This is a genomic window from Lederbergia citrea, from assembly GCF_018343525.1.
GTDB lineage: Bacteria > Bacillota > Bacilli > Bacillales > Bacillaceae_C > Lederbergia > Lederbergia citrea.
On the sequence record NZ_JAGYPH010000002.1, the window covers coordinates 186,426 to 212,703 of the forward strand.

Below are 26,278 nucleotides of genomic sequence, written 5' to 3' on the forward strand. Positions count from 1 at the left end.
TCATATTAATGGAGTCCTAAGAGAAGACCACCTTGATAAATGATAATGGAAACTACATAGGCAATGATGAGCGCGTAAAGCACTGAAAACCATGTCCATTTTGCTGAACTGGTTTCTTTTTTAATCGCCGCGACCGTTGCCAAACATGGTACATAAAGCAAGATGAAGGCCAAAAAGCTATAGGCTGATAGCGGTGTAAAATAGTCAGTCATCACTCCTTGTAATGTGTGCATGTCGGGCGCTACGTAAATAATATTCATGGTTGAGACAACGACTTCTTTTGCCAGAAAACCGGTTAACAACGCGGCCCCGGCTTGCCAGTTTCCGAATCCGATCGGATGCAGAACGGGTGCAATCGCGCCGCCAATCAATGCAAGGAAACTTTCATCCATCGGGACGTTTAACCCGCTCGGCCCTGCATAAGTTAATAACCAAATGATAACGGAACCGCCAAATATAAAGGTACCGGCTTTACGGACAAATCCTTTTCCTTTCTCCCACGTGCTTTGCAATAAAGTTTTGAATTGCGGGAATCGATAAGGCGGCAATTCAATCACAAAAAATGAACTGGCTTGTTTTAAAATGGTCGCTGAAAAGATTTTCGCAAGTGATAAGGCAAGCACAATCCCTAATAAATATAGGGAAAGCACAATCAAAGCTTGGTTTTGTTTGAAAAATGCACCGACAAATAAGCTGTACACCGTCAGCCTGGCCGAACAAGACATCAGTGGATTTAAAATAATCGTGAGCAGCCGTTCCTTTGGTTGTTCGATCGTTCTTGCGGCCATAATCCCAGGCACATTGCAGCCAAATCCGATAATCATCGGAATGAAGGCTTTCCCGTTCAAGCCAACGCCCTCCATAATTTTATCCATCACCATCGCAACGCGCGCCATATAGCCTGAATCCTCAATAAACGAAATCATAAAGAAAAGCATAAAAATTTGCGGTACAAAAACGAGGACTCCGCCGACCCCAGCAATGATTCCTTGTAAAATCAGGGCTCGGATAAACTCGGTTGCACCTGCAGTCATTAGCAAGCTGTTCAGTGTATTTGTTAACGGCCCCGTAATAAAAGCATCCAATCCATCTGAAAGCGGGGTCCCGAACCAGTCAAAGGTCAGTTTAAAAATGAGATAAGTAAATAATATAAAAATAGGAAGTCCAAGCACTTTATTTGTTACGATTTGATCAATCCGATCAGTCATCGTATATTCAGCTTTTTTCGTAGTGTTGACACAGCATAATAATAAAGCTTGTATATAGTTGCCGCGTATCGTCCGAATATGGTGTGCCAATGATTTTGATATTGTTTCAGATTGTAGCCTTTTTTCCGTTTTTTCAAATAGTTCTTTTGCGGTAGATTCAGTTAGATACTTTAAAACTAGATCCTTAACCACCTGGTTTCCTTCAAAAAATTGCAGGGCTAACCATCTTCTTGGCGGTATATCCTCATCTTCAGGAAGCAATGCCGTAAAATCCTGAATCGCTTCCTCGATAATCCTTCCATAATCGATAACAAGTGTAGTTTGTTGATGCATAGTTGATGAAAGATTTGCAGCTAATTCATCACAACCAGCCCCAGAACGTGCGACTATGGGAACAATAGAACAATCAAGACGTTCAGATAAAAGGGGGATGTCGATCTCAATCCCTCTTGTCTTTGCGACATCTACCATATTTAATCCGATGGCAAGTGGTTTTCCATACTCTAATAATTGCAATGTTAAGTATAAATTACGCTCCAATTGGGAAGCGTCAACAATATTTAAAATGGTGGCAACATCATCATATAAAAGAAAATGAGTGGCCACTCCTTCATCCTTGGATAAGGGATTAAGGGAGTATACGCCCGGTAAATCGACTAAATGTCCGGCCTTATTTTTTAAAATCCCGACCTTCTTTTCAACCGTAACCCCGGTCCAGTTTCCCACATATTCATAGGAACCTGTTAGTTTATTGAATAAAGATGTTTTACCCGTATTGGGGTTGCCAACTAATGCTATATTATTTATACACTTTCCACCCGAATCTTCTTAGCTTCGCAGCGGCGAATCCCTATTAATTGACCTTTGGCTTCAATCGTAATTGGCCCGCCTAATGGTAAAATGCGCTTTATCTTAAGGACGGACCCTTCCATAATTCCAAGATCCAATAACCGGCGTTGAACAAGCTCGTTTATCCAATCCGTATTAATAATTCGTACTTTTTCTCCAGCGTGTATATCCGATAAAACCATTCTATACACCTCAATCTAATTGATAATGAGTCTCATTCTTCTTTAATTGTATGAGAATGATAATCATTTGTAAATAAAAAAATAAAGGGATTTTTTGCGACATCACTCAAGATTATATTGAAAATTTCAATAAGTCTATGATAGCTTTAAAATAAAGAAAGGAAGTGGAAAATGTTTATCAAATCAAGATGTGAATCAGCGGAACTAAAGCAACTAAGATATTTACACATACGAACGAATTTGTCTGAAAAAGAAAAGCGGCATTTTTCAAACTTAGAAAAAGGTTATGAAGGTGAATTGAAATTTGATATGTTGCTGGACAACCTTTCAGGTGAATGGTTGATCCTAAGTGACTTATTGTTTGAAGTTGGCAACACAATCTTTCAAATTGATTCACTGCTCATTTCTCAAAAAGGCATATTCCTTATCGATGTAAAAAATTTTGAAGGTGACTTTTATATCGAAGCAGACCGGTGGTACACGGCGTCCCGAAATGAAATTAAGGATCCACTGCTTCAATTGAGAAGAAGCGAATCCTTACTCCGGCGCTTACTCCAAGACCATAAGCTCAACCTTTCCATCGAAGCATACCTTATTTTTATCAACCCCGAATTTACTCTATACCAAGCCCCTCGAGACCTACCCATTATTTTTCCAACACAGCTTAACCGTTTTATGAAAAATTTAAATAAAAGATCATCAAAACTAAATGAAAAACACTCCAAGTTTGCTGACCTGCTTGTGGCGAAACATATGAATGAATCTTCTTTTACGCAATTACCGAATTATGATTATGAGCAGCTGCGAAAAGGTGTGATTTGTGAAGGTTGTCAGTCTTTTTTGATTTCAGTCGAAAAATACAAATTGGCATGTAATAGCTGCGGTTATAAAGAGGAAATCAAATCTGCTATTTTACGGAGCATAGAGGAATTAACGCTTCTTTTCCCAGACAGAAAAATCACAACAAACGCCGTTCACGAATGGTGTGAGGCTATTGTTTCTAAAAAAACCATAGAAAGGATCTTAACGAAAAACTATAAAAGGTTAGGGTATGGCTGGTCCTCCTATTATGTTAATTCATAGTTGCTTTCATGGATACCGAGCTAAATGATATTCAATTCCAGTATGTATCCTCGCTGTATGAAGACAGATTTATCATAAAAAGTAAGCAGTCTGTCTTCAATCTAGCTATATGAAGACAGGCTTATCTGAAAAGTAAGCAATCTGTCTTCATTCTGGCTATATGAAGACAGACTTATCATAAAAAGTAAGCAATCTGTCTTCATCCTTGCTATATGAAGACAGACTTGTCTAAAAATGTAAACAATCTGTCTTCATCCCTGGTGTATGAAGACAGATTTATCTTAAAATGTAGGAATCTGTCTTCATCTTCGCATCTGATCCTGGACAGAATCGCCGTACCAAAATCCATTAACTTTTCATTAGCACTCTATCCGATAGAGTGCTAAAATAGGGTCATCAAAGATATCTTTTACTAAGAAAGGGGAACAATCATGGAAAAAAAGCTATTTAAAGCAGAATCTAAGCGGCTATTGGAAATGATGATCAACTCTATCTATTCTCAAAAAGAAATTTTCCTAAGAGAGTTAATTTCCAATGCGAGTGATGCAATTGACAAGATTTATTACAAGGCGTTAACGGATGACTCATTATCCTTTAACAAAGACAGTTACTACATAAAAGTTGCCGCTGACAAGGAAAACAGAACGTTAACCATTACTGATACTGGTATTGGCATGACGAAGGAAGAATTGGAATCTAATCTTGGGATTATTGCCCAGAGTGGTTCATTAGAGTTTAAAACGGAAAATGAATTAAAAGATGAGCATGAAATCATCGGTCAATTTGGTGTTGGATTTTATTCAGCGTTTATGGTTGCTGATGAGGTCACAGTGATCACCAAGGCTTTAGGAAGCGATGAAGCATTTAAGTGGCAATCCGCTGGGGCGGATGGGTATACGATCGAGTCAACACAAAAAGATTCGGTCGGAACTGAAATCACTTTAAAAATCAAAGAAAATACTGAAGAAGAGAATTATGATGAGTATGTAGAAGAATATCGTTTAAAATCAATCATTAAAAAATACTCGGACTTCATACGCTACCCGATTAAAATGGATGTGACCGAGAGCAAGCTTAAAGAAGGCAGCGAAAATGAATATGAAGAGTATCAGGAAGAACAGACGATCAACAGTATGGTTCCGATTTGGAGAAAAAATAAAAGCGAGCTATCTGATGAAGATTATGAGAATTTCTATGCAGAGAAGCATTATGGATTCGACAAGCCTTTAGCACATATTCATACGAGCGTAGATGGGGCGGTAAGTTATCACGCCATTTTATATATTCCTGAAAAAACACCATTTGACTACTACTCAAAGGAATACGAAAAAGGCTTAGAGTTATATTCCAATGGCGTATTAATAATGAACAAATGTGCAGACCTGCTCCCTGATTATTTTAGTTTTGTAAAAGGAATGGTCGATTCACCGGATTTATCGCTGAACATCTCAAGGGAAATTCTACAGCATGATCGTCAATTAAAACGAATCGCAAATAATATTAATAAAAAAATTAAAAGCGAATTGCAAAATCTCCTGAAAAATGATCGGGACAAGTATGTCACTTTTTATGATTCTTTTGGCAGACAGTTGAAATATGGTGTTTATAGCGACTTTGGTGCCAATAAAGATGTACTGCAGGACTTATTGATGTTCTACTCTTCTAAAGAGAAGAAACTAGTGACGCTGGATGAATATATTTCGAGAATGCCTGAGGACCAAAAATATATTTATTATGCTTCAGGTGAATCGAATGAAAGAATCGAAAAGTTGCCTCAGACAGAGCTTGTATCCGAAAAAGGGTATGAAATATTGTACTTTACCGATGAGGTTGATGAATTCGCCATTAAAATGTTGATGAGCTATAAAGAGAAGGAATTCAAATCGGTATCAAGCAGTGACTTAGGAATCGATGAAAAGGAAAAAACGGAGACAGAAGAAAAAGAAAACAAAGACCTGTTTGATTTCATGAAAAATATTTTATCAGACAAAGTCAAGGATGTCAGGGCATCAAAAAGATTAAGATCCCATCCTGTATGCTTTTCTACAGATGGAGAGGTAACGATTGAGATGGAAAAAATCCTCAGCGCTATGCCTGATAACCAGAACATCCAAGCTGAAAAGGTGTTGGAAATTAATCCAAATCATGAAGTTTTCCAATCATTAAAAGCAGCTTTTGAAAATGATCAAGAGAAATTAACATTGTATACAAATCTTTTATACAATCAAGCCCTATTAATTGAAGGCTTGCCAATCAAGGATCCAGTCGAGTTTACAAATGATATTTGCAAAGTAATGGCATAAAAAATAGGAGCGTGGAAAATTTCCATGCTCCTATTTTGGTCATTTTATTTTGTAAAATTATCAAAATACCCTTGAATAAAGACAATTGGTGTACCTTTATCTCCGCTTCCTGATGTTAAATCAGATAAAGAGCCAATAAGATCCGTCAGTTTTCTCGGTGTAGTTCCTTGAGATTCCATCGACCCCACAAGATCAGCATCTTTATTGTTAATGAATTGCGAGATCGCTTGTTTCAGTTCTTCACCTCTTAAGTCAGCAAAGTTATTATCAGCAAGATATTTTAACTTTACTTCATTAGGTGTACCCTGAAGTCCTGATGTGTATGCCGGTGATACGACTGGATCAGCGAGCTCCCAAATTTTACCGACTGGATCTTTGAATGCCCCGTCTCCATAAACCATGACTTCTACATTTTTGCCCGTCTTTTCTTTAAGCATCTGTTGGATTGTATCAACAGTAGATTGGCAATTACGTGGGAAAAGTTTCAGACCCTCTTCAGTAGATTTATTGGAACCCAGGAGACCATAATCTTCATTATATCCACTGCCATCTATGGACTCTGATAAGATGTTGTCGAGACCGTAAATTTTTTCCCCGCCATTTGCTTTCAATATCTTCTTCGTTCTGAATCTTGTATGGACATCACAAACAAGAACGCTTTTTGTGTAATCTAAAATTGTCTTTGGATTATTTGAGAAGATAACTTCACATTCAATACCGTATTCTTCCATTAACGTTTTATAATAATTAATATAATCAACACCAGTAAAAGGATGTTTGTTATAGCCAAAATGATCACGGAATTGTTTTTCTGTTAAAACATCTGTCCAAGGATTTACTCCCTTGTCATCAAGCGTGTCTATATCGACTAAGTGATTCCCAACTTCATCAGACGGATAACTAAGCATTAAAACGATCTTTTTAGCCCCTTTTGCAATGCCACGAAGGCAGTTTGCAAAACGATTGCGACTTAAAATCGGGAATATGACGCCAACCGTATCTTCTCCAAATTTTGCACGCACATCTTTAGCTATATGATCAATCGTCGCATAATTACCTTGAGCACGAGCAACGATGGATTCTGTTATTGAAACGATATCTTTATCATTAATTTGAAAGCCTTCAACTTCTGCAGCTTTTAACACACTGTCTACAACGATTTCCTCAATATTGTCCCCTTGATTGATGATTGGGCAACGAAGACCTCTGGCAACTGTTCCAACTACTCGTTCCAATATGATCTCTCCTTATGACTAATACATTTATTTTATATTGTCCTTACTTGTAATATACACGAGTTTAATGATATAAGTAAAATGGCTGTATCGAATGGCAGATATAAGGGGTGCTTATATGATAAGTAAATTAGATTTATATAAAGTATTTTGTATGGTAGGAAAAAGTGAGAGTTTTTCTAAAGCAGCAAAAGCTCTTTATATGACACAACCAGCCGTTAGTCAAGCGATTATGCAATTAGAAAGGGAATTAGATGTCCGTCTTTTTAATCGAACACCTAAAGGAGTATCTTTAACATATGAAGGTAGTCTTCTTTTTGACTATGTTAATTCGGCAATAAATATCATTGATGCTGGAGAAGAGAAGATTTTAGAATTCAAAAATTTAACGACTGGGGAATTAAAAATTGGTGTTGGGGATACGATCTCTAGGCACTTTTTACTTCCTTATTTAGAAGCTTTCCATAATAAATATCCTAATATTAAGTTTAAGATTGTGAATGGGACAACGTTAGAGATTTGTTCGATATTAAAAGCAGGCGAAGTGGATATCGCCATTTGTAATTTTCCGCTTGATGATCCCACATTAGAACTGATCCCCTGTATCGATATCCATGATATTTTTGTTTGTGGGGAGAAGTACAAGCAGCTTTTACCCAAACCAATCAACATTGATGAAATAGCAAAATTGCCATTAATTCTCCTTGAACCGAACTCAAATTCCAGAAAGTTTGTAGAGGATTATTTAATATCTAAAGGGATAAAGATTTCGCCGGAATTTGAATTAGGCTCCCATGATTTATTATTGGAGTTTGCGAAAATCAATTTAGGGATCGCATGCGTCACAAAGGAATTTTCCCAAGAGTATATAAATAAAGGCCTATTATATGAAGTACAACTAATCGAAGAAATACCAAAGAGAAGTATCGGTGTCTGTTTTTTAAAAAATGTACCTTTATCACATGCCGCAACAAAATTCGTTGAGATTATCGAAAATAAATTAATATAGTCAGGCGATGCTTTGTGGAGGATTAATTCCAGAAATTTTAACCAAAAAAATGGAAGTCCTACTTTTCTAAAAATACAGACTATGGGATAATAGATTGCAAGTATGCGTTTGTTTGCATGAGCAAACAGTTGCGCAAAACCAAATAAAAAGGAGGAAATAAATGAAACGTGAGATGAGAAAGTCCATCAGCATGATTGTCCTCATCTTGTTATTTATGCAAACGGTTACAATTGGAACGCTCTACAATCCGCCATCAACAAATGCTGAAGGGAGGGTTGTGACACTTGTCGGAGATTTGCAGGATGAGCTGGGCACATCGGGCGAGTGGAACCCTGCAGATCCCGCGACGCAAATGCTGCTGCAGGAAAATGGCAAGTACGTGCTCACAGGGGTGCTGCCTGCGGGAAACTATGAATATAAAATTGCCATAAACGGTTCCTGGGATGAAAACTATGGAATGAATGGAGAGCGAAACGGTGCCAACTACCAATTATCGCTCGACAAGCAAGCCGAGATCACATTCATCTACGATGATGCTACCCATCGAGTCACGATCCTGAAGGAGCTCTCCGATAAAGAAAAACCAAGGGTTGTCGGTGATATCCAGCCTAAATTGAATGCAGGCGGAGAATGGGCGCCTGATGAATCGACGGCGATTTTACATGATGAAGACCGCGATAATATTTACACCTATACGGCCGTTGTTCCAAAAGGGAAACACGAGTTTAAGATTGTGCTCGGAACGGATTGGTCAGCACCGGCGTATCCTGAGAATAATTTTGTGCTTACAGTTATAAAAGATACAGAGATTACATTCTTTTATAACCATGATACTAAGGCAGTGTACACCGATTATGATCCGGGATTGCCGGATGGGAATGTACATGGGGACAAGTTGTTCCACGACACATGGGATCCGGCTTACAGGTCTCCATTTGGAGCAGTAAAAAAGGGTGAGTCGGTCAAGCTCCGTCTTCACGCAAAGAAGGGAGATTTGACAGCTGCCAAGGTCCAGCTAAAAAACTATCAATCTGGTAATACTAGAACGGTTGATATGGAATATGCTGGCTGGCTTGAGCTGGAAGGCTCGCTTGTAGAATTTTGGGAAGCGACCATAAAACCGGAGGAAATAGGCGTTTACGGATATAAATTTATTGCCCGTGATGGGGAATCCCAAAAGGAATACGGGGAAGACATTCATGAAGGCGGGAAAGGCATCGGTGTGGATACAGGCGCAGCATTTTTCCAATTGACGGTTTATGATCCTGCATACAAGACTCCGGACTGGATGAAGGAAGCGGTCGTCTTTCAAATTTTTCCGGATCGCTTTTATAACGGAAATAAAAAGAATGATACTGCAAAAACGACTGCCCGGGGCGACGAGCCGATCGAGCATAAAGAATGGAATGAGCTTCCGGATAATCCGCGTGAAGCTGATGCCGGCGGCTATAAAGGCGATGGAATTTGGTCGAATGATTTCTTCGGGGGCGACATTGCAGGCATCCAAAAGAAGCTGGATTATATTCAATCGCTAGGCGTAAATACTCTTTATTTAAATCCAATCGCCCATGCCGCATCCAACCATAAGTATGATGCGACAGACTATAAGACGATCGATCCAATGTTTGGAAGGCCGGAGGAATTTAAGGCGTTTACGAAGGAATTGAAGAAACGAAAAATGTACTTAATACTGGACGGTGTCTTTAACCATGTCGGCGATGATTCGATTTACTTCGACCGCTATGGAAAATATGAAAAGGTTGGGGCATATGAATATTGGTCAGCCGTCTATGACCTCGTCAACAAAGGGGTTAAGGAAGAGGAAGCGAAGAAACAGGTAGAATCAAAATTCAAGGCGGAAGGCCAGGTTTTCAGCCCATATGGATTCCATAACTGGTTCAATATTGAAAATCGCAAGGTGGACGGGGTTTATCAATATCAGGCCTGGTGGGGATTTGATTCTCTCCCTGAGATTAAATCGGTTCCAGGTAAAGCTGTCGACTATTTATCAGAGTTAAACAATGAACAATTTGCCAACTATATAATGTATGACAAGGATTCGGTTGCAAAAACGTGGTTGGACCGCGGGGCAACCGGATGGCGCCTTGACGTTGCAAATGAGGTGGACCCAGAGTTTTGGCGTGAATTCCGCAAAGAGTTGAAAACGGGGAAAAAGGACGAACCGTTGATTCTCGGTGAAATCTGGGACGATGCATCTGAATATTTCCTTGGTGACCTCTATGATTCGGTGATGAATTATCGATTCCGCGATGCCTTGATTAATTATTTGAAAAACGGTAACGCTGAAGGAGCGGAAAATCAGCTGAATGCCGTATACGAGGACTATCCGCAGGAGGCTTTTTACGCGCTGATGAACTTAATGGGCTCTCACGACACGCCGCGCGCCGCCTTTATTCTTGGAAATGGGACTGATTCGTTTGAGCGTGCCGAGCTGGATAAAAACTATCAGCACAAGCTTGGTGTTGAACGCCTGAAACTTGCCGCCATTTTGCAAATGGGCTATGCGGGTGCTCCGACAATTTACTACGGGGATGAAGCGGGCGTTACCGGCTCCAAGGACCCGGATGACCGCCGCACATACCCATGGGGCAACGAAGATCAGGCGCTCGTTAAACATTACCAAGCGATTGGGAAAGTCCGGACGAATTATCATGATTTGTTCAGTTATGGTGAGCTGGACCATCTTTATGCTAAGGGAGATGTGCTTGCTTTTTCCCGTTCCGATGAAAAGAATTTCGCTGTCGTCGTTACAAACCGCGGCAATGAAGATCAGAAAGTGGAGTTGAATGTAGAGGACCTCGTCATCAATGGAATCCAATTAACAGACCAACTGAATAAAAAGTATACGGCAGTCACGAAGGACGGAAAGCTGGTGATCACAGTCCCGGCGATGGGTGGGCGCATGCTAGTTTCTGACAAAGGCCAAAATCTGAAACGTCCAGGAGCGGTGAAAGGACTATCCGCCGTGGAGGGTAGTCATAAGGCGACTTTGACATGGAAAGGCGGTGCCAAGAACTATGTCGTTTATCAAACAACAGTCGAAGGGGCTTTTTATAAAAAGGTGAAGGAGACAACGGAAAATAAAATAACCATCGACGGGTTGGACAATGGCCGCAAATATTATTTTGCCGTCATTGCACTAGATAAAAACGGCAATCGTTCTGAAAAAATAGCCACGGAGACGGCCGTGATTCCTCACGTTGAGCTAAAAGCGGGCAATTACAAGATTGATAAAGTGACAGCTTTGAAACCTGATATGATTGACCTTTCGAGGCAGCAAACGGTCACTGCAAGCATCTTTGTAAAAGGAGAAACGGAATCCAATCAGATGGAAGGCTTGCAGGCGAAGCTTGAAGTTAAACAACCAGGAAGCAATAAATGGATCTCTTATCCGGCAGCCTATGCGGCTCAGGATGGGACCGCAAATGTATTTAGCGCCCATTTCCTTCCGCTTGAGGCAGGGAAGTATGAATATCGCTTTGCTTTTTCAAGTGATCTGGGTAGGATTTGGGTGGCGAGCGAAGCACAGTCGGTGAATTTTACAAAAGGGGAAGACACGACGGCGCCTGTTGAAAAGGCAACACTTGAACAACCAGTGCAGGAATCTGGTCAAGTTAATCTTTCTTGGAAGCTGGAAGGAGAAAATAAACCTTATATGGTGGCGATTGTTCGCGACGGTGAAATGATTGCGCAATTGTTTGATATGAGCAAGCAATCGTATCGGGATGGAAACGTCATAAACGGAAAAACATACACATATGAAGTGCATGTGTACAGTCAGTCCGGCAATAAGGTGAAATCGAATGCGGTGACGGTTACGCCCAACCTCGTCACTGTGAAGGTGACATTTAGGGTCAATGCGCCGGCCTATACACCTCAAGGAGTCGCCATCACCATGCCAGGCAGCAAAAACGGCTGGAATACGGGTGCATGGACGATGACACGCGGCGGCGCGGTAACAAATGATTATGAATATACAATTGAGGCTCAAGAAGGAGAACAGTTGACATATAAATACGTCAAAAATGGCACATGGGATCAAGAGGGACTGGCCGACCATACGCCGGCGAACTCGATTGATGATGATGTCAGCTATTATGGCTACGGTGCGCAAGGCACCGATCTCTCCATCATTGTATCAAATCAAGGCGGAAACGAAATGGTTGTACAAGATAAAATCCTCCGCTGGATTGATCAGCCAGTTGTCGTTACTTCGCATACGGATGGACAAACGGTATCGTCAGATAGCATCACGCTCACGGGCAACGCGATTAAAGCAGGTATCCTCACCATCAATGGCGAGCGAGTGGCTATCAAGGACGATATGAGCTTTTCCCATAAGCTTTCGCTTCAGACAGGAGAAAATAAAATCACGATTCACATTGAGCCTACAGCTGAAAATAAATCTGTGATTTTCAAAAATGACGGCGGTGCAATCGGAAAAGCGACGAAAACGATAGAATATACAATAATAAAGAATTGAGGAACAAGCCTTTTTCCTGAGAATAGGGAAAAGGCTGTTTCCGTTAAGGAGAACTTAATTTGCAATTTCAAATATTCATGCTATGCTATGAGTTGAATCATAAATTACACTAGGGGTGTCTACTTATAGACTGAGATGGAACGGCCGTTCTAAACCCTCTGAACCTGATCTAGTTTACGCTGGCGTAGGGAAGTGGTAATTGGTTGAAAATATGTATAACTATCAACCTCCACTTTTTCAGTAAAAAAAGTGGAGGTTTTTTGATAATAGAATATTTTTTCTGCTGGGGGCGCCTTTATGGCTGAGAAGTACCCTTCGAACCTGATCTAGTTAGCACTAGCGTAGGGAAGTAGTTATCATTACAAGAGTACGTGTGTATGATGAACCGCTTTCCTCAATTGGGAAGCGGTTTTTTTGTGCTCGTAAAAATTTGTGTATCGAGGTAATACAAAATATAAAACGATTTTATAGGAGGAATTATTAATGGAAACGGTAAAAACAAAGAAATTCACTGAAAGACTATTTACAAATGTGCAGCCGATTTGGGAGAAAAATCACAATCATCCTTTTGTTCAAGAGATTGGGAAGGGTACATTGGATGAGGAAAAATTTATTTACTACATGAAACAGGATTATGCTTATTTGATTGACTATTCGAAGCTGTTTGCAGTTGGCGTATTGAAGGCGCGGGATTTACATACAATGGGGAAATTTGCCCAAATCCTTCATGAGACATTGCATTTTGAAATGGAATTGCATCGTCAATTTGCAGCCGAGTTTGGCATTTCCCGTGAGGAATTAGAAGCAACCAAACCTACACCTGTCAACTTAGCCTATACACGTTATATGTTAAATGTCGCCCAAAATGGCAGTTTAGCAGAAGTAGTTGCTTGCTTGCTCCCATGTGCGTGGGATTATTGGGAAATTGGAAAACTATTAAGAAAGCAATATGGGGACCAATTAGCAACAAATCCTTATGCAAAATGGATTGAAACTTATGATTCGGAAACATTTGGTGAAGGGGCTAAATGGTTAATTCAACTCATGGATGAACTTGCAGACGGTAAACCAGAGCGTGAGCTTGCCATCCTAGAAGAGCATTTCCAAATGACGTCTAAATACGAATATTTATTTTGGGATATGAATTATCACAAGCAAGATTGGCCGATTTAAGCTCAGGTTGACAAGGATATTTTAGGGAGTGAATAAGATGCAAAAAACAAAAAAGCTAACATTAACCGCCATCATTGCAGCAATTACAACCGTATCAAGCAGTTTCATTTATATTCCAGTCGGGTTCGCAAAGATCTTTCCGATTCAGCATTTTGCTAATGTATTATCGGCAGTTTTACTTGGACCATGGTATGCAGTCATTCAAGCATTTATCTCATCAACGCTAAGAAACATGCTTGGGACAGGGAGTTTATTTGCCTATCCAGGAAGTATGATTGGCGCATTTTTAGCAGCTATTCTTTACTCCAAAACGAAGAGAATTGGCTTTGCTGCAATTGGTGAAGTAGTTGGGACAGGAATAATTGGTGCGTTGGCCACCTATCCAATTGCCACCTTGCTATTAGGCCAGGAAGCAACATTATTTGGATTTATTCCTGCCTTTATGATCAGCTCCTTCACGGGAGCGATCATGGGCTACGGATTACTAAAGATATTAGTTCGTAATAGAGCGCTAGGAGGGATATTACATGAAAACAGCACTAACAATCGCGGGATCTGATTCAGGTGGCGGTGCTGGAATCCAGGCAGATTTAAAAGCTTTTGCTGCTCAAGGCGTTTACGGAATGTCCGTAATAACGGCTGTGACGGCACAAAACACGGTGGAGGTCCGTTCCGTACAGAATATTGACCTTTCCATTATTAAGGATCAAATAGAAGCTGTTTTTGATGATATTCGTGTGGATGCAGTGAAAATTGGCATGCTCTCATCCGTTAAAACTGTAAAAATTGTTGCAGATTCATTAGAAATGTATCAACCGAAGTCTATCGTTCTAGATCCTGTCATGGTCTCAAAAGGTGGAAATCGTTTATTACAGGAAGAAGCGATTTCAGCATTAAAAGAGAAAATGCTCCCCCTATCTACAATTGTTACGCCAAATATTCCGGAAGCTGAAGTTTTAATAAATCGCTCCATACAAACAGAAGCAGATATGATGGACGCATGTTTGGCCATAAAGGCCCTTGGACCAAAAACTGTTCTTCTAAAAGGCGGCCATCTTAGCGGAGATCCGAATGATTTATTTTACGATGGGGTAAATTTCCACTGGGTAAAAGGAGAAAGAATCCATACAAAAAACACGCATGGAACAGGATGTACATTATCTTCAGCCATTGCGGCCAATTTAGCAAAAGGGGCTACCTTATTGGAAGCAGTCCAACTGGCAAAAAAATATATTACAATGGCAATCCAACATAGTCTAAACCTAGGTCATGGACATGGACCGACAAATCATTTTTATGAATTATATGAAAGAGCTAATCTTGTACTCTGTGAGAATAATTTTGAGAGGATGTAGGATGTGAAAAAGTCTGTCATAAATGATTTATTTTTATTAATGAAAGACCGGAATCCACTCGTTCATCATATTACAAACGGTGTAACGATCAATGATTGTGCGAATGTAACATTAGCCATCGGCGGTTCCCCTGTCATGGCGACAAATATAGAAGAAGTTTGTGATATGGTTCAACTTGCAGATGCGCTGGTTATTAATTTTGGAACGACTGACGAATCGATGTATGCATCCATGATTCGGGCTGGTCAAGCTGCAAATAAAAAAGGGATTCCTGTTATTTTCGATCCGGTCGGTGTCGGTGCGACTCCTTTTCGGACAAGCAGGGCGATTGATTTACTGAATAAAGTAAATGTATCAATTGTTAGAGGAAATGCAACAGAGATTTATGCTCTCATTGGCGGAAAGGCGACAACAAGGGGCGTCGATACGGGTGAACTTACTATTTCTAAAGTAGAACTTGCTCTTAAAGCATCGCAGCAGCTTCAAGCCATCACTGTAATCAGCGGGGAACATGACGTCATTTCAGATGGTACAGAAACTGTCCAAATTTCAAATGGTGATATTTGGTTAACTCGAATAACGGGAACAGGATGTATGACAGCATCATTAATTGCTTGTTTCGCCGGCATCACGGAGGACTGGTTTTCAGCCGCCATTGCTGGCATGTCAGTGATGAGCCTAGCGGGAGAGCGGGCTAAAAAAGCATTGAATGACAACGATGGAATTGGAACTTACCGTATAAAGCTGATGGATGAAATTTCTCTGATGAATGAGCAAAAATGGGCGGAAGGAGTTCGTTTCCTATGACACCGAACTACAATTTATATTTAGTCACGGAAGAATCCGTTCCAATGCCAGAGCTTCTCCGTATCGTAGAAGAAGCAGTAAAAGGCGGGGTTACTATTGTTCAGCTGCGCGAAAAAAATAGTTCTGGTAAAGATTTTTACGAAAAAGCAAGAAAATTAAAGGAATTATTAGCTAGCTACGATGTTCCACTAATCATTAACGACCGTGTTGATGTTGCATTGGCTGTTAACGCTGATGGTATTCATATCGGTCAAACAGATCTTCCATTATCGGCAGTAAGGAAAATTGTTCCCGCTTCGATGATTATTGGAATATCTGTTTCAACAGTAGATGAAGCAAAGGAAGCAGAAAAATATGGTGCTGATTATATTGGGGTGGGTGCAGCTTTCCCGACGCAATCAAAAAATGATGCTAAAATTCTGCCTAAAGGAATATTAGAATTAATTACGAATGCCGTGACCATCCCTGCCGTAGCCATTGGTGGGATAAAGATTGAAAATCTAGCAGAGATTCGGAATAAAAACATCGCCGGAGTAGCAATCGTTTCGGGGATTATGAAAGCAAAGGATCCTAATAGAGCAGCAACAGCTTTTCGAAAGGCTCTTCTAAATTAATAGTGAAAATAATAAACTAATTACAAACAAAAGACAGGTGAGATGCACCTGTCTTTTGTTTGGTCTTTGTTCTTGTAATGACAAATATTTATGAATTTGTAGTGACAAATTGGTCCTAAGTCAATTATACTACAGTCAATTGACTAGTACGAAGCTAAGTTCGAAGTCTCCTAATGCCGAGTGAATCTTGAATGGATGGTGTTTAAATGAAGCTAAGAATTTCCATGTTTTATTTAGTTTTGTACATCGGTATGGGAAGTTTTATGCCGTTTATGAGCTTGTTTTTAAATGAAAGGGGTTACGACGGGGCTACGATTGGAATCATCCTTGCGGCGGGCTCGTTAACCGGCATTGCCGCCCAACCTATATTTGGTTTGATTAACGACGCTGCGCGGGATTATCGGACGTTGCTGAAGGTATCGTCATTTCTATCTGCTATTGTGGCATTTGGATTTATCTTTAGTCATGCTTTTATTCCGATGATCATCACCGCCATCATCTTCTCGTTCCTCAATACGCCTGCAGGTACGATTGTAGATGCCATTACAGTTGAGAATGGGCCTAAGTTCGGTTTTACTTTTGGACAGGTCCGTCTATGGGGGGCATTGGGTTTTGCCTTCGTTACGGTTATTGCTGGTTATGTTTATAGCGCGATTGGCTACCATTATAGTTTTTTAGCATTTTCATTCTTTTCTATCATCATGTTTTTATTAATGTTTACCTTTCCAAAATTGGAAAGAGCGAAAAGACCAGCAGTACTTGGGAAAGAGGTACTTGGCGCATTATTCACGAATTGGCATTTCGGTTTGTTTTTAGGAATCACCTTGCTGATTTCGGGGTCGGTTACTATGAACTTCAGTTATTTGCCGATTTATTTTCAAAAATTGAATTATCCCGTTGATCTAGTTGGTTGGAACTTTACCATAGCAGCGGTTGTAGAGATTCCACTTTTCTGGCTTTCCGCAAAGTTAATTCGCCGTATTGGCTTGTTTCCGATGTTAATCCTCGGTATCTTTGCGTATGCCATTAAGTACATCGTGATGGGCTTTGCGCCTCCGGTCGGTGTGGTATTATCCTTACAGGCATTGGACGGATTGGCTTTCGCATTTTACTTCAGTTCGGCTGTGGAGATTGTGAATCTGATGGCGCCAAAACATGCGAAGGCTACAGCTCAAACCTTATTTGCGGCAGCTGGTGGGATTGCAGGCATTGTTGGGAACGTCGTAGGAGGCTTGATCGTCGATCAACAAGGACCACAGTATCTCTTCTTGTTGATGGGGGGAATCGTGCTCCTTGGAACACTATTGTTCATCTTTTTTCCTGGAAAACGAAAGTATCAGCTTGTTATAAATGATACGAATGGAACCGAGGATACGAGTATGAGTCACTAGATATTCAGCTTAGTAGGCAATAATACTCATAGTCTGGTTGACGGATAAATTATGTTATTGTAAACTATTGACTATGTATCACAATTGAATAAGACCTCACTTTTACGGGTGAGGTAGAGGCGCGGTATTTAACAGTCCTTAAAGGAGTTTGAGAATCTGTGATTTTAAGGAGAAGGAAATACCGCCGAAGTTTGTAATATTTCTCTGTATTACTTGCTGGGTCTGCAGTTAAGAGCTGCAGGACTGTCTCAATAAACGTCCTGGTTTATTGAGGTGTACTATCTCATATGGAAAAAAGAAGAGGATTTAGGACAATTATACGACCTGAGTTCATTTCAGGACGTATAATTGTCCTTTTTTAGTTTTTAAAAACATAAACCTATTAAAAAGGAGAGAAGTAACCATGAGGAAAAAATCATCCATAGTTATAACGATGTTCCTTTCAGTCATTTTGCTGTTAGCAGCATGCGGAACTGGCGGTTCAGAAAAAACAGGTTCATCTTCAAAAAAGGAAACATTTAAAGTAGGTATGGAAGCTGGCTATGCACCATTCAACTGGACGCAAATGGACGATGCAAACGGCGCGGTTAAAATTTCTGGCAACGCGGAATATGCTGGTGGATATGATTTAGAAATCGCCAAAAAGATTGCGGAACATTTAGGAAAAGAATTAGTCATTGTGAAAACGGAATGGGACGGCCTTGTACCATCGTTAACTTCAGGCAAAATCGATGCGATTATTGCCGGAATGTCACCAACAGAAGACCGTAAAAAGACAATCGACTTCTCGGATATTTACTACACATCCAATTTAGTGATGGTTGTAAAAAATGGCGGGGCATATGAAGATGCTACTTCTATTCAAGACTTTAAAGGAGCAAAAATTACTGCTCAATTAAATACATTCCACTATTCAGTCATCGATCAAATTGAAGGAGTCGTTAAAGAGACAGCGATGGATAACTTCCCGGCAATGAGGGTTGCGCTGGAATCGGGCATGATTGACGGATACGTGACAGAGCGTCCAGAAGCGGTTAGTGCTTCCGCGGCCAACGAAAACTTCGCCATGGTAGAATTTACAGATGGCTTTGTTACATCTCCTGAAGATACTGCAATTGCTGTCGGACTTAAAAAAGGTAGTGAATTAACGGATAAAATCAATGAAGCTTTGAAAGCCATCTCTGAAGAAGAACGTCAAAACATGATGGATACTGCCATTAAAAATCAACCAGCTGCAGAATAATGAGTAATTGATACCGGCTGCTTCCTTTTGCAGTCGGTTTTTGGAATGTGAGCGCTTGCGCTTTTCTTTAAAATAGGAGGAATATGATGAGTTTTGAATGGTTCATAAATATTATTACTAACTACTGGCCAATGTTCCTTCGTGGAGCGGGGATGACCCTTTTCATCTCAACCATTGGAACAATTGTTGGCGCAATCATCGGGTTAATTATCGGGATGATTCATACGATTCCGACACCGGAGCGAAAAGCAAAAAGAGGTATTCTTAAAGTTATTCATGTGATTCTCTCTTTTTATGTGGAATTTTTCCGTGGTACTCCGATGATTGTACAAGCGATGGTCATTTTTTACGGGACGGCTTTAGCTTTTGGTTTCGACATGGACCGAACCTTTGCGGCCTTGTTGATCGTATCGATTAATACAGGAGCATATATGGCGGAAATCGTTCGTGGAGGGATCATTTCTGTCGACAAAGGGCAGTTTGAAGCCTCTCAAGCAATTGGCATGAATCACGTGCAAACGATGATGAACATTGTTTTACCACAAGTCCTACGCAATATCTTACCAGCAACGACCAATCAATATATTATTAATATTAAAGATACGTCAGTCTTAAACGTTATAGGTGTAACGGAATTATATTTCCAAACAAAATCGATTGCAGGCAACAACTATCGCTATTTTGAATCATTTTTTGTAACGTGTGTCCTATATCTCGTCATGACGTTTACAGTATCATTAATTTTGCGTTATTTGGAGAGAAGATTGGACGGAAAAGAAAACTACAATATGGTTACTAAATCATAAACAAAGGAGGAGAACATATGGAAACAGTCATCGATATCCAGCATTTAAGCAAATCCTTTGGATCGCATGAAGTATTAAAGGACATTGATTTTTCAGTAAAAAAAGGCGAAGTGGTTTGCGTCATTGGTTCATCTGGATCTGGGAAATCTACCCTTCTGCGTTGTATTAATCTATTAGAAAAACCAAGCGGCGGCCAAATTATTTATCATAATGAAAATATTTTAGACGACAAGCATGATATCCATGCTTATCGCAGAAAATTAGGGATGGTTTTCCAGCAATTTAACTTATTTAATAATCATAATGTGCTAAACAATTGTGTTGTTGGCCAAGTGAAAGTATTAAAGCGTTCCAAAGCGGAAGCCGAAAAAATTGCGATGAAATATTTGAAAGTCGTGGGGATGGATCAATACATCAACGCCAAACCGCGCCAACTTTCAGGCGGCCAAAAACAACGTGTAGCGATAGCGAGAGCACTTTCGATGGAGCCCGATGTCATGTTGTTTGATGAGCCTACATCTGCCCTTGACCCTGAAATGGTCGGTGAAGTGCTGAAAGTAATGAAGGAATTGGCCGAAACAGGCCTTACGATGTTAATTGTCACCCATGAAATGGAATTTGCAAAGGAAGTTTCTGACCGGGTTGTATTTATGGATAAAGGTGTAATCGCAGAAGAAGGAAGCCCGGAGCAAATTTTCAATCATCCAACCGAAGAACGGACGAGAGAATTTTTAAAACGGACTTTAATCAAGGTATAACTTGTCCAAGCTAATAGGTAATGGAAATATTGATTTTAACGAGCACCGGGAAATATAATCCCGGTGCTTATTTTATAAATTGTAGAGCAGGTGAACAGGTCCGCTAAAAATATTGGAGAAATAAATCTTTTCCTGGGAAATAATGTGGGTTCGTGTCGAAGCGACGAACGAGATCATCCTCGACCTGTGTTACAATTATTTTAACTAGGTTGTGGCAAATTATTTAGAAAGGAGGCGTCGAGATGAAGCTTAAACTGAATCATGACATCATTCGAGAATTATGCGGATCCGTCTCCTTTAAAAAAGGGGACTCTTTTTATCGTGCCAATAAGGTGACGTTTGAAAAATATAGAGAGGATGAGTGTACGGTAATCGTAAAGGGTGGGGAAGATTTCCGTGTTTCGATTGCGTGCAAGGGTGCCGGTAAGTTTCAAACGGCATGTAGCTGTCCAAAACTGCCGTCCTTTACAAATGATTGCCAGCATATAGCCGCGGTTTTGCTGGCCTTGTATGACCATCAGCAAAAAGGAACTACCCCTATTGTGTCAGACAAACCAGATGCACTGACGGAAGGACTGCTGACCCTGTTTAATGAACAGCCAGCCAGGGCAAGCGGCAGCCAGTCTTATTTTGAAAATAGACAAGTGCTTCAACCAAGTTTTACCTGTAAACCGGTAGCAATTGGGAAAGGGCAAAATTTGTTGGGCTTGGAAATGGAAGTAGATACTATTCCAATCTTAAATGTCAGGGAATTTCTTGCAAGTGTGGGAGAAGGCAGACCCTACAGTCTTTCTGCCACGATGACTTATGATTCGAATTCGCATTGTTTTCAAGCAGAAACGGATGCTATCATTCGTCAGCTCATCCAAGTGGAGAAGGATGAAAAGGCGTTTGTAGCTACCTTGGCCAATCAAGCGGACGGTACGATCAGTCCATCCATGCTGCTCATCCCACCTTCTTCCTGGGAAAGATTGATTTCCTTGCTTGTAAATACCCCTATGGTAAAACTTGCATACCGAGAAAACCTGTACGAAGGCTTACATTTATCCGAACAAAAACTCCCTTTGCTGTTTAATTTTTCAGAGACAGAGGGCGAAGACTACGAGTTGAAGGTTGCTGGCCTGAAACATGTCATTGTTCTAGAGCCTTACCAAACGGTATTATCCGGCGGAAATGTGGTTCGTCTTAATGAGGAGGACTGCAATCGCCTTTCCGAGCTGAAGCGGATGCTTGATCGTTCAAGGACGAATCGAATTCCAATTTCGCCACAGCAATTGAGCTTTTTTCTGGAAAAAGTCGTTCCGGGGTTAAAGAAGCTTGGGGATGTTAACATTTCTCCATTGATTTCTAGCCAATTTTTAAAGACCCCGCTCATAGCAAAGCTTTATTTGGATCGGCTCAAAAATCGCCTCCTTGCCGGATTGGAGTTTCATTATGAACATGTGGTTGTAAATCCACTTATGGACCGGGAACTCCCGGCTAACTCTGGACTTGTTCGGGATGTGGACAAGGAGGAGGAGATCTTGGAGCTGATGGAATCAAGCCTCTTCGCCAAGACGGAAGGTGGTTACTTTTTACATAATGAGGAATTGGAATATGAGTTTTTATACCATGTTATTCCAAAATTGCAGCCGCTTGTACAGATCTATGCAACAACAGCTATTAAGAATCGGATTTTTAAAGGAAACGCCTTTCCAAAGATGAGGATCAAGGTTAAAAGGGAGCGGACCAATTGGCTGGAATTCAAATTTGAAATGGATGGGATTCGGGATCATGAAATTCGGGAAGTGCTCGCAGCCTTGGAAGAGAAGCGGAAATATTACCGTTTGCGTAATGGGTCCTTGCTCTCACTGGAAACAAGGGAAATGGAGGAAATCCAGCGTTTTTTGCATTCTTTGCCTGTGGAACAACCAGATTTTGAGCAAGGTATCGATCTTCCCATCATCGAAGGACTACGGCTTCTAGAATCCATCGAGGATGAGCAGCAGCTTTTTACGATGGAGGAATCCTTTCGAAAGTTTTTGCAAAATCTTTGCAATCCGAATGAGATGGATTTTACAGTGCCCGAATTATTAGACCCGACACTACGGGATTATCAAAGATACGGGTATAAATGGATGAAGACACTTTCTGCCTATGGTTTCGGAGGGATTTTGGCTGATGATATGGGATTAGGAAAAACGCTGCAAAGCATTACCTATATTTTATCAGAGCTACCTGAAATCCGAAAAAGTAAGCAGCCTGTCCTGATTGTATGTCCATCTTCTTTAACGTATAACTGGTTGAATGAATTGGCTAAGTTTACGCCGAACATACAAGCCATGATTGTTGATGGAGTGATCAAAGCGAGGGTCGAGAAAAGAAAAGAGGCCATGCAGCAGGATGTCATCATTACATCCTATCCATTACTAGTCAAAGACAGGCAATGGTTCGAGAAGCAAGCGTTTCACACCATCTTTTTTGATGAAGCCCAAGCTTTTAAAAATCCTGCCACCCAAACGGCGAAAGCGGTGAAAAGGTTACAGGCAAGGGTGCGCTTTGCACTCTCAGGAACTCCAGTTGAAAATGCATTGGAGGAGCTATGGTCGATTTTCTATGTAGTTTTCCCCGATCTTTTTAAAGGCTTTAAAGAATTCAGCAATCTCCCGCGAAAAACAATCGCCAGGAGAATTCGCCCCTTTTTACTACGCAGAATAAAGGAAGACGTGCTGTCAGAGCTTCCCGAAAAGATGGAGCAGCTCGTATCTATGGAATTGCTGCCTGAGCAGAAAAAGCTATATGCGGCTTATTTGGCGAAACTCCGCCATGATACGTTAAAACATCTCAACAAAGAGACGATTCGAAAAAATCGAATCAAGATCCTCGCTGGTTTAACCCGGCTTCGGCAGATTTGCTGCCATCCTTCCCTATTCGTAGACGGCTATCAAGGGAGCTCGGCGAAAATGGAACAGCTACTGCAGATTGTCGAGGAATCAAGAATTTCTGGAAGAAGGGTATTGATCTTCTCTCAGTTTACGAAAATGTTAGGTTTGATTGGGAGTGAATTAGCCGGACGCGGGCATGCTTTTTTCTACCTTGACGGGCAAACTCCTGCAGAGGATCGGGTGAATATGTGCCAGCGCTTTAATGAGGGCGAAGGACAGTTTTTCCTGATCTCGTTAAAAGCAGGTGGAACCGGCCTTAATCTGACTGGCGCCGATACGGTGATTCTGTATGACCTTTGGTGGAATCCTGCTGTAGAAGAGCAAGCGGCTGACCGGGCCCACCGCATCGGCCAGACAAATGTAGTCCAGGTAATCAAGCTTGTTGCCCGCGGTACCATTGAAGAAAAAATCAACGAGCTCCAAGAAAAAAAGAAACATCTCATTGAAGAAATTATCGATCCGAAAGAAAAAATGCTAGCCAGTCTTACTGAAGAGGATATCCGGGAAATATTAAGGTAGTAGGGAATTTTGATAATTTCTCTTTAATTGGTTGAAGATATCGGTAATCCAATCTTTTGCTGTCTTGATAAGTGGCCAGTGTTAAACATGATCGCTAGTTTTTCTAGGAGGGGTTTTATGGATTTGATAGCTGCACAGCCGTATATTACGGTTCATAGGGAAATAAATAGCATCGAACAAATTGCTTTTGAGCAAGAACAGACTATAAATTTGTTTAATGATAAGATTGTTACTCAGCAACATGAGTTTCATCTTCAGGAAGTGCTCGACATATCTTACAGGAAGATTGGCAATGAAGGGGGTCTCCTTTATTTGCACACGAGTGCGGGCTTACACTCCTACATAGTAAAAACATCTCCTCAACAATTTATCGAATCGTTTAAGGAATATAAAAATAGCAATTACTGAATAAAAGCGAACGTTAACGGAAAGATGCAGTACCGGAAAGGAGTTAGAAAACTTATGAAGTATGTGAAATCACAAATGAAAAAGCTGGTTAAAGAAAATCAAGAATTGCAAGAACGGTTACAAGAATTAATGAATGAACATGACCTTGAGAAAAACTTTGCGCTTAAAGCTTTGTACCATTCAGAAGTTGCCGGAGATGGAGAGTATCGGTTAGACTACCAAGCACTTGACCAGCCCAAAGGGTAGGTCGCTTTTTCTAAGGAGTCATTGCGATAATGGTATCCGGAATAATTAATCATATTGAAAAATACACCAATAAAAGAGGCTTGTTATGTCTAAAGGAAGTTTTAAACAATATCAATTAAGTGATGAAATAACCAATGCGCTCAACAGCTTACAATATAAAAATCCAACGGAAGTACAGAGTAAAGTCATACCTCTTGTGTTAGAGAGGAAGGATCTTGTTGTGAAATCGCAAACGGGAAGTGGTAAGACGGCAGCGTTCGGAATTCCTATTTGTGATTTGATCGATTGGAAGGAAAATAAACCTCAAGCGTTGATTTTGACACCAACGAGGGAACTAGCTGTTCAAGTGAAAGAAGATATTTCAAACATAGGCCGATTTAAACGAATAAAAGCAGCGGCGGTTTATGGAAAACAACCTTTTGCCATCCAAAAAACAGAATTAAAGCAAAAAACACATGTGGTCGTTGGTACTCCTGGTCGCGTGTTTGATCATATTGAAAGAGGTACGCTGTCCTTAGAACGGATTGGCTATCTTGTTATTGATGAAGCTGACGAAATGTTAAAAATGGGATTTATCGAACAAGTAGAAGCCATCATAAAAGAGTTACCGCGAAATCGAGTGACAATGTTATTTTCGGCTACTTTGCCGGACGAAGTCAAAAACTTATCAGTTAAGTACATGAAAACACCTATCGATATTGAGATAAAAGCCGCGGGACTCACGACAGATACAATCGAGCATTCTCTTATTAATGTGCCTGAGGCAAATAAATTTTCTATGCTTAAAGATGTAACGACTGTAGAAAATCCGGATAGTTGCATCATTTTTTGTCGAACAAAGGATCGAGTAGACACTGTTTGTGAACAGTTAATTGATTCAGGTTACAGCTGTGACAAAATTCATGGAGGCATGTTCCAAGACGATCGGCTTGATGTGATGAATGATTTCAAAAGGGGAGAATTTCGTTATTTAATTGCTACAGATGTGGCAGCTAGAGGAATTGATATTGATAATATTACACATGTTATCAACTATGATCTCCCATTAGAGAATGAAAGCTATGTCCATCGTACAGGAAGAACTGGGCGGGCTGGCCAACAGGGGAAAGCCATTACGTTTGTTACACCATTTGAAGATCGGTTTTTAAGTGAAATAGAAGAATATATTGGCTTTAAGATTCCGAACATGACTGCCCCATCAAAAGAGGAAGTTTCAAATAAGAAATCTGCCTTTGAAGCAAAAATGAAGGTTGAACCAACGATTAAAAAAGCAAAAAATGAACATCTAAACAAAAAAATCATGAAGCTATACTTTAATGGTGGTAAGAAAAAGAAGCTTAGAGCAGTAGATTTTGTAGGGACGATTGCTAAAATTGAAGGCGTAACAGTTGAGGATATTGGCATCATTACAATACTGGATACCGTTTCTTATGTTGAAATATTCAATGGCAAAGGTCCGATGGTGCTGAAAGAGATGAAGAATACGAAAATAAAAGGTAAGTTGTTAAAAGTATCTGAAGCGAAGAAATGACAGTTGCTAATCACGTGTAATACAAAAGAATATGAAAGAGCTAAGGTGACTATAACAGGTCACCTTTATTTCGTATATACATAAAAGTAAGTAATCATTTAACTGGTAGGGAAAATTATAGATGTGATTT

General features: G+C 40.4%; 20 protein-coding genes and 3 riboswitches. Of the genes, 17 read left to right on the top strand and 3 right to left on the bottom strand.

The window, feature by feature from the left end; all coding sequences use genetic code 11:
- Positions 1 to 5: 5 nt before the first annotated feature.
- Together feoB and KHA88_RS10160 are read right to left on the bottom strand one after the other, a co-directional pair.
- Positions 6 to 2,015 carry a ferrous iron transport protein B gene (feoB, locus tag KHA88_RS10155; protein ID WP_213122283.1) on the bottom strand — a complete coding sequence of 670 codons (2,010 nt, stop codon included), beginning with the start codon at positions 2,013 to 2,015 and terminating at the stop codon, positions 6 to 8.
- Positions 2,012 to 2,239, bottom strand: a complete 228-nt coding sequence (locus KHA88_RS10160; protein ID WP_213121846.1) for a FeoA family protein — start codon at positions 2,237 to 2,239, stop codon at positions 2,012 to 2,014. The genes feoB and KHA88_RS10160 overlap by 4 nt, the downstream gene beginning before the upstream one ends.
- A 171-nt stretch (positions 2,240 to 2,410) precedes the next feature.
- On the opposite strand from KHA88_RS10160, the gene KHA88_RS10165 reads away from it, so the two are divergent.
- Together KHA88_RS10165 and htpG are read left to right on the top strand one after the other, a co-directional pair.
- Entirely contained in the window at positions 2,411 to 3,322 is a 912-nt protein-coding gene (locus KHA88_RS10165; RefSeq protein ID WP_213121847.1) for a nuclease-related domain-containing protein, read from the top strand.
- A 431-nt stretch (positions 3,323 to 3,753) separates the two neighbouring features.
- A complete protein-coding gene (htpG, locus tag KHA88_RS10170) occupies positions 3,754 to 5,625 on the top strand; it encodes a molecular chaperone HtpG (protein WP_213121848.1) in 1,872 nt (623 codons plus the stop codon).
- Positions 5,626 to 5,669: 44 nt separating this feature from the next.
- Here htpG and KHA88_RS10175 read toward each other — a convergent pair whose 3' ends face one another.
- Positions 5,670 to 6,860 (bottom strand): coenzyme F420-0:L-glutamate ligase, encoded by a 1,191-nt coding sequence (locus KHA88_RS10175; protein WP_213121849.1) that lies wholly within the window; start codon positions 6,858 to 6,860, stop codon positions 5,670 to 5,672.
- A gap of 118 nt (positions 6,861 to 6,978) precedes the next feature.
- Here KHA88_RS10175 and KHA88_RS10180 point away from each other — a divergent pair, with 118 nt between their 5' ends.
- The 15 genes from KHA88_RS10180 to KHA88_RS10250 all read left to right on the top strand — a co-directional run bounded on the left by KHA88_RS10180 (position 6,979) and on the right by KHA88_RS10250 (position 26,148).
- Complete coding sequence (locus KHA88_RS10180; RefSeq protein ID WP_213121850.1) at positions 6,979 to 7,869, top strand: LysR family transcriptional regulator; 891 nt, start codon at positions 6,979 to 6,981, stop codon at positions 7,867 to 7,869.
- A gap of 160 nt (positions 7,870 to 8,029) precedes the next feature.
- Positions 8,030 to 12,373, top strand: coding sequence for an alpha-amylase family glycosyl hydrolase (locus KHA88_RS10185; RefSeq protein ID WP_213121851.1), 4,344 nt, complete (start codon positions 8,030 to 8,032; stop codon positions 12,371 to 12,373).
- A 101-nt stretch (positions 12,374 to 12,474) separates the two neighbouring features.
- A riboswitch (TPP riboswitch) is annotated at positions 12,475 to 12,581 on the top strand.
- 67 nt (positions 12,582 to 12,648) lie between these two features.
- Positions 12,649 to 12,738: riboswitch (TPP riboswitch) on the top strand.
- A gap of 118 nt (positions 12,739 to 12,856) precedes the next feature.
- Positions 12,857 to 13,546, top strand: a complete 690-nt coding sequence (gene tenA / locus KHA88_RS10190) for a thiaminase II (protein ID WP_213107578.1) — start codon at positions 12,857 to 12,859, stop codon at positions 13,544 to 13,546.
- A 37-nt stretch (positions 13,547 to 13,583) separates the two neighbouring features.
- Positions 13,584 to 14,105 carry an energy coupling factor transporter S component ThiW gene (gene thiW / locus KHA88_RS10195; RefSeq protein WP_213121852.1) on the top strand — a complete coding sequence of 174 codons (522 nt, stop codon included), beginning with the start codon at positions 13,584 to 13,586 and terminating at the stop codon, positions 14,103 to 14,105.
- Positions 14,074 to 14,901 carry a bifunctional hydroxymethylpyrimidine kinase/phosphomethylpyrimidine kinase gene (thiD, locus tag KHA88_RS10200; RefSeq protein WP_213121853.1) on the top strand — a complete coding sequence of 276 codons (828 nt, stop codon included), beginning with the start codon at positions 14,074 to 14,076 and terminating at the stop codon, positions 14,899 to 14,901. The genes thiW and thiD overlap by 32 nt, the downstream gene beginning before the upstream one ends.
- Before the next feature lie 3 nt (positions 14,902 to 14,904).
- Complete coding sequence (gene thiM, locus KHA88_RS10205; protein WP_346729174.1) at positions 14,905 to 15,708, top strand: hydroxyethylthiazole kinase; 804 nt, start codon at positions 14,905 to 14,907, stop codon at positions 15,706 to 15,708.
- Positions 15,705 to 16,322 carry a thiamine phosphate synthase gene (thiE, locus tag KHA88_RS10210; RefSeq protein ID WP_213121854.1) on the top strand — a complete coding sequence of 206 codons (618 nt, stop codon included), beginning with the start codon at positions 15,705 to 15,707 and terminating at the stop codon, positions 16,320 to 16,322. Before thiM ends, thiE begins: the two co-directional genes overlap by 4 nt.
- A gap of 206 nt (positions 16,323 to 16,528) precedes the next feature.
- Positions 16,529 to 17,713, top strand: a complete 1,185-nt coding sequence (locus KHA88_RS10215; RefSeq protein ID WP_213121855.1) for an MFS transporter — start codon at positions 16,529 to 16,531, stop codon at positions 17,711 to 17,713.
- A gap of 106 nt (positions 17,714 to 17,819) precedes the next feature.
- Positions 17,820 to 18,002, top strand: a riboswitch (Lysine riboswitch).
- A 114-nt stretch (positions 18,003 to 18,116) separates the two neighbouring features.
- Positions 18,117 to 18,956: a transporter substrate-binding domain-containing protein gene (locus tag KHA88_RS10220; protein ID WP_213107583.1), complete on the top strand. Its 840-nt coding sequence runs from the start codon at positions 18,117 to 18,119 to the stop codon at positions 18,954 to 18,956.
- 86 nt (positions 18,957 to 19,042) lie between these two features.
- Complete coding sequence (locus KHA88_RS10225; protein WP_213107584.1) at positions 19,043 to 19,762, top strand: amino acid ABC transporter permease; 720 nt, start codon at positions 19,043 to 19,045, stop codon at positions 19,760 to 19,762.
- A gap of 17 nt (positions 19,763 to 19,779) precedes the next feature.
- On the top strand, positions 19,780 to 20,520 hold the full coding sequence (locus tag KHA88_RS10230) for an amino acid ABC transporter ATP-binding protein (protein ID WP_213098702.1): 741 nt from the start codon (positions 19,780 to 19,782) through the stop codon (positions 20,518 to 20,520).
- A 242-nt stretch (positions 20,521 to 20,762) separates the two neighbouring features.
- Complete coding sequence (locus tag KHA88_RS10235; protein WP_213121856.1) at positions 20,763 to 23,963, top strand: DEAD/DEAH box helicase; 3,201 nt, start codon at positions 20,763 to 20,765, stop codon at positions 23,961 to 23,963.
- A 117-nt stretch (positions 23,964 to 24,080) separates the two neighbouring features.
- The gene (locus KHA88_RS10240) at positions 24,081 to 24,371 is read left to right on the top strand and encodes a hypothetical protein (protein ID WP_213107587.1); all 291 of its coding nucleotides are present in this window, start codon (positions 24,081 to 24,083) and stop codon (positions 24,369 to 24,371) included.
- Positions 24,372 to 24,425: 54 nt separating this feature from the next.
- Positions 24,426 to 24,617: a hypothetical protein gene (locus KHA88_RS10245; RefSeq protein WP_213121857.1), complete on the top strand. Its 192-nt coding sequence runs from the start codon at positions 24,426 to 24,428 to the stop codon at positions 24,615 to 24,617.
- 85 nt (positions 24,618 to 24,702) lie between these two features.
- Positions 24,703 to 26,148: a DEAD/DEAH box helicase gene (locus tag KHA88_RS10250; RefSeq protein WP_213121858.1), complete on the top strand. Its 1,446-nt coding sequence runs from the start codon at positions 24,703 to 24,705 to the stop codon at positions 26,146 to 26,148.
- Positions 26,149 to 26,278: the final 130 nt, after the last annotated feature.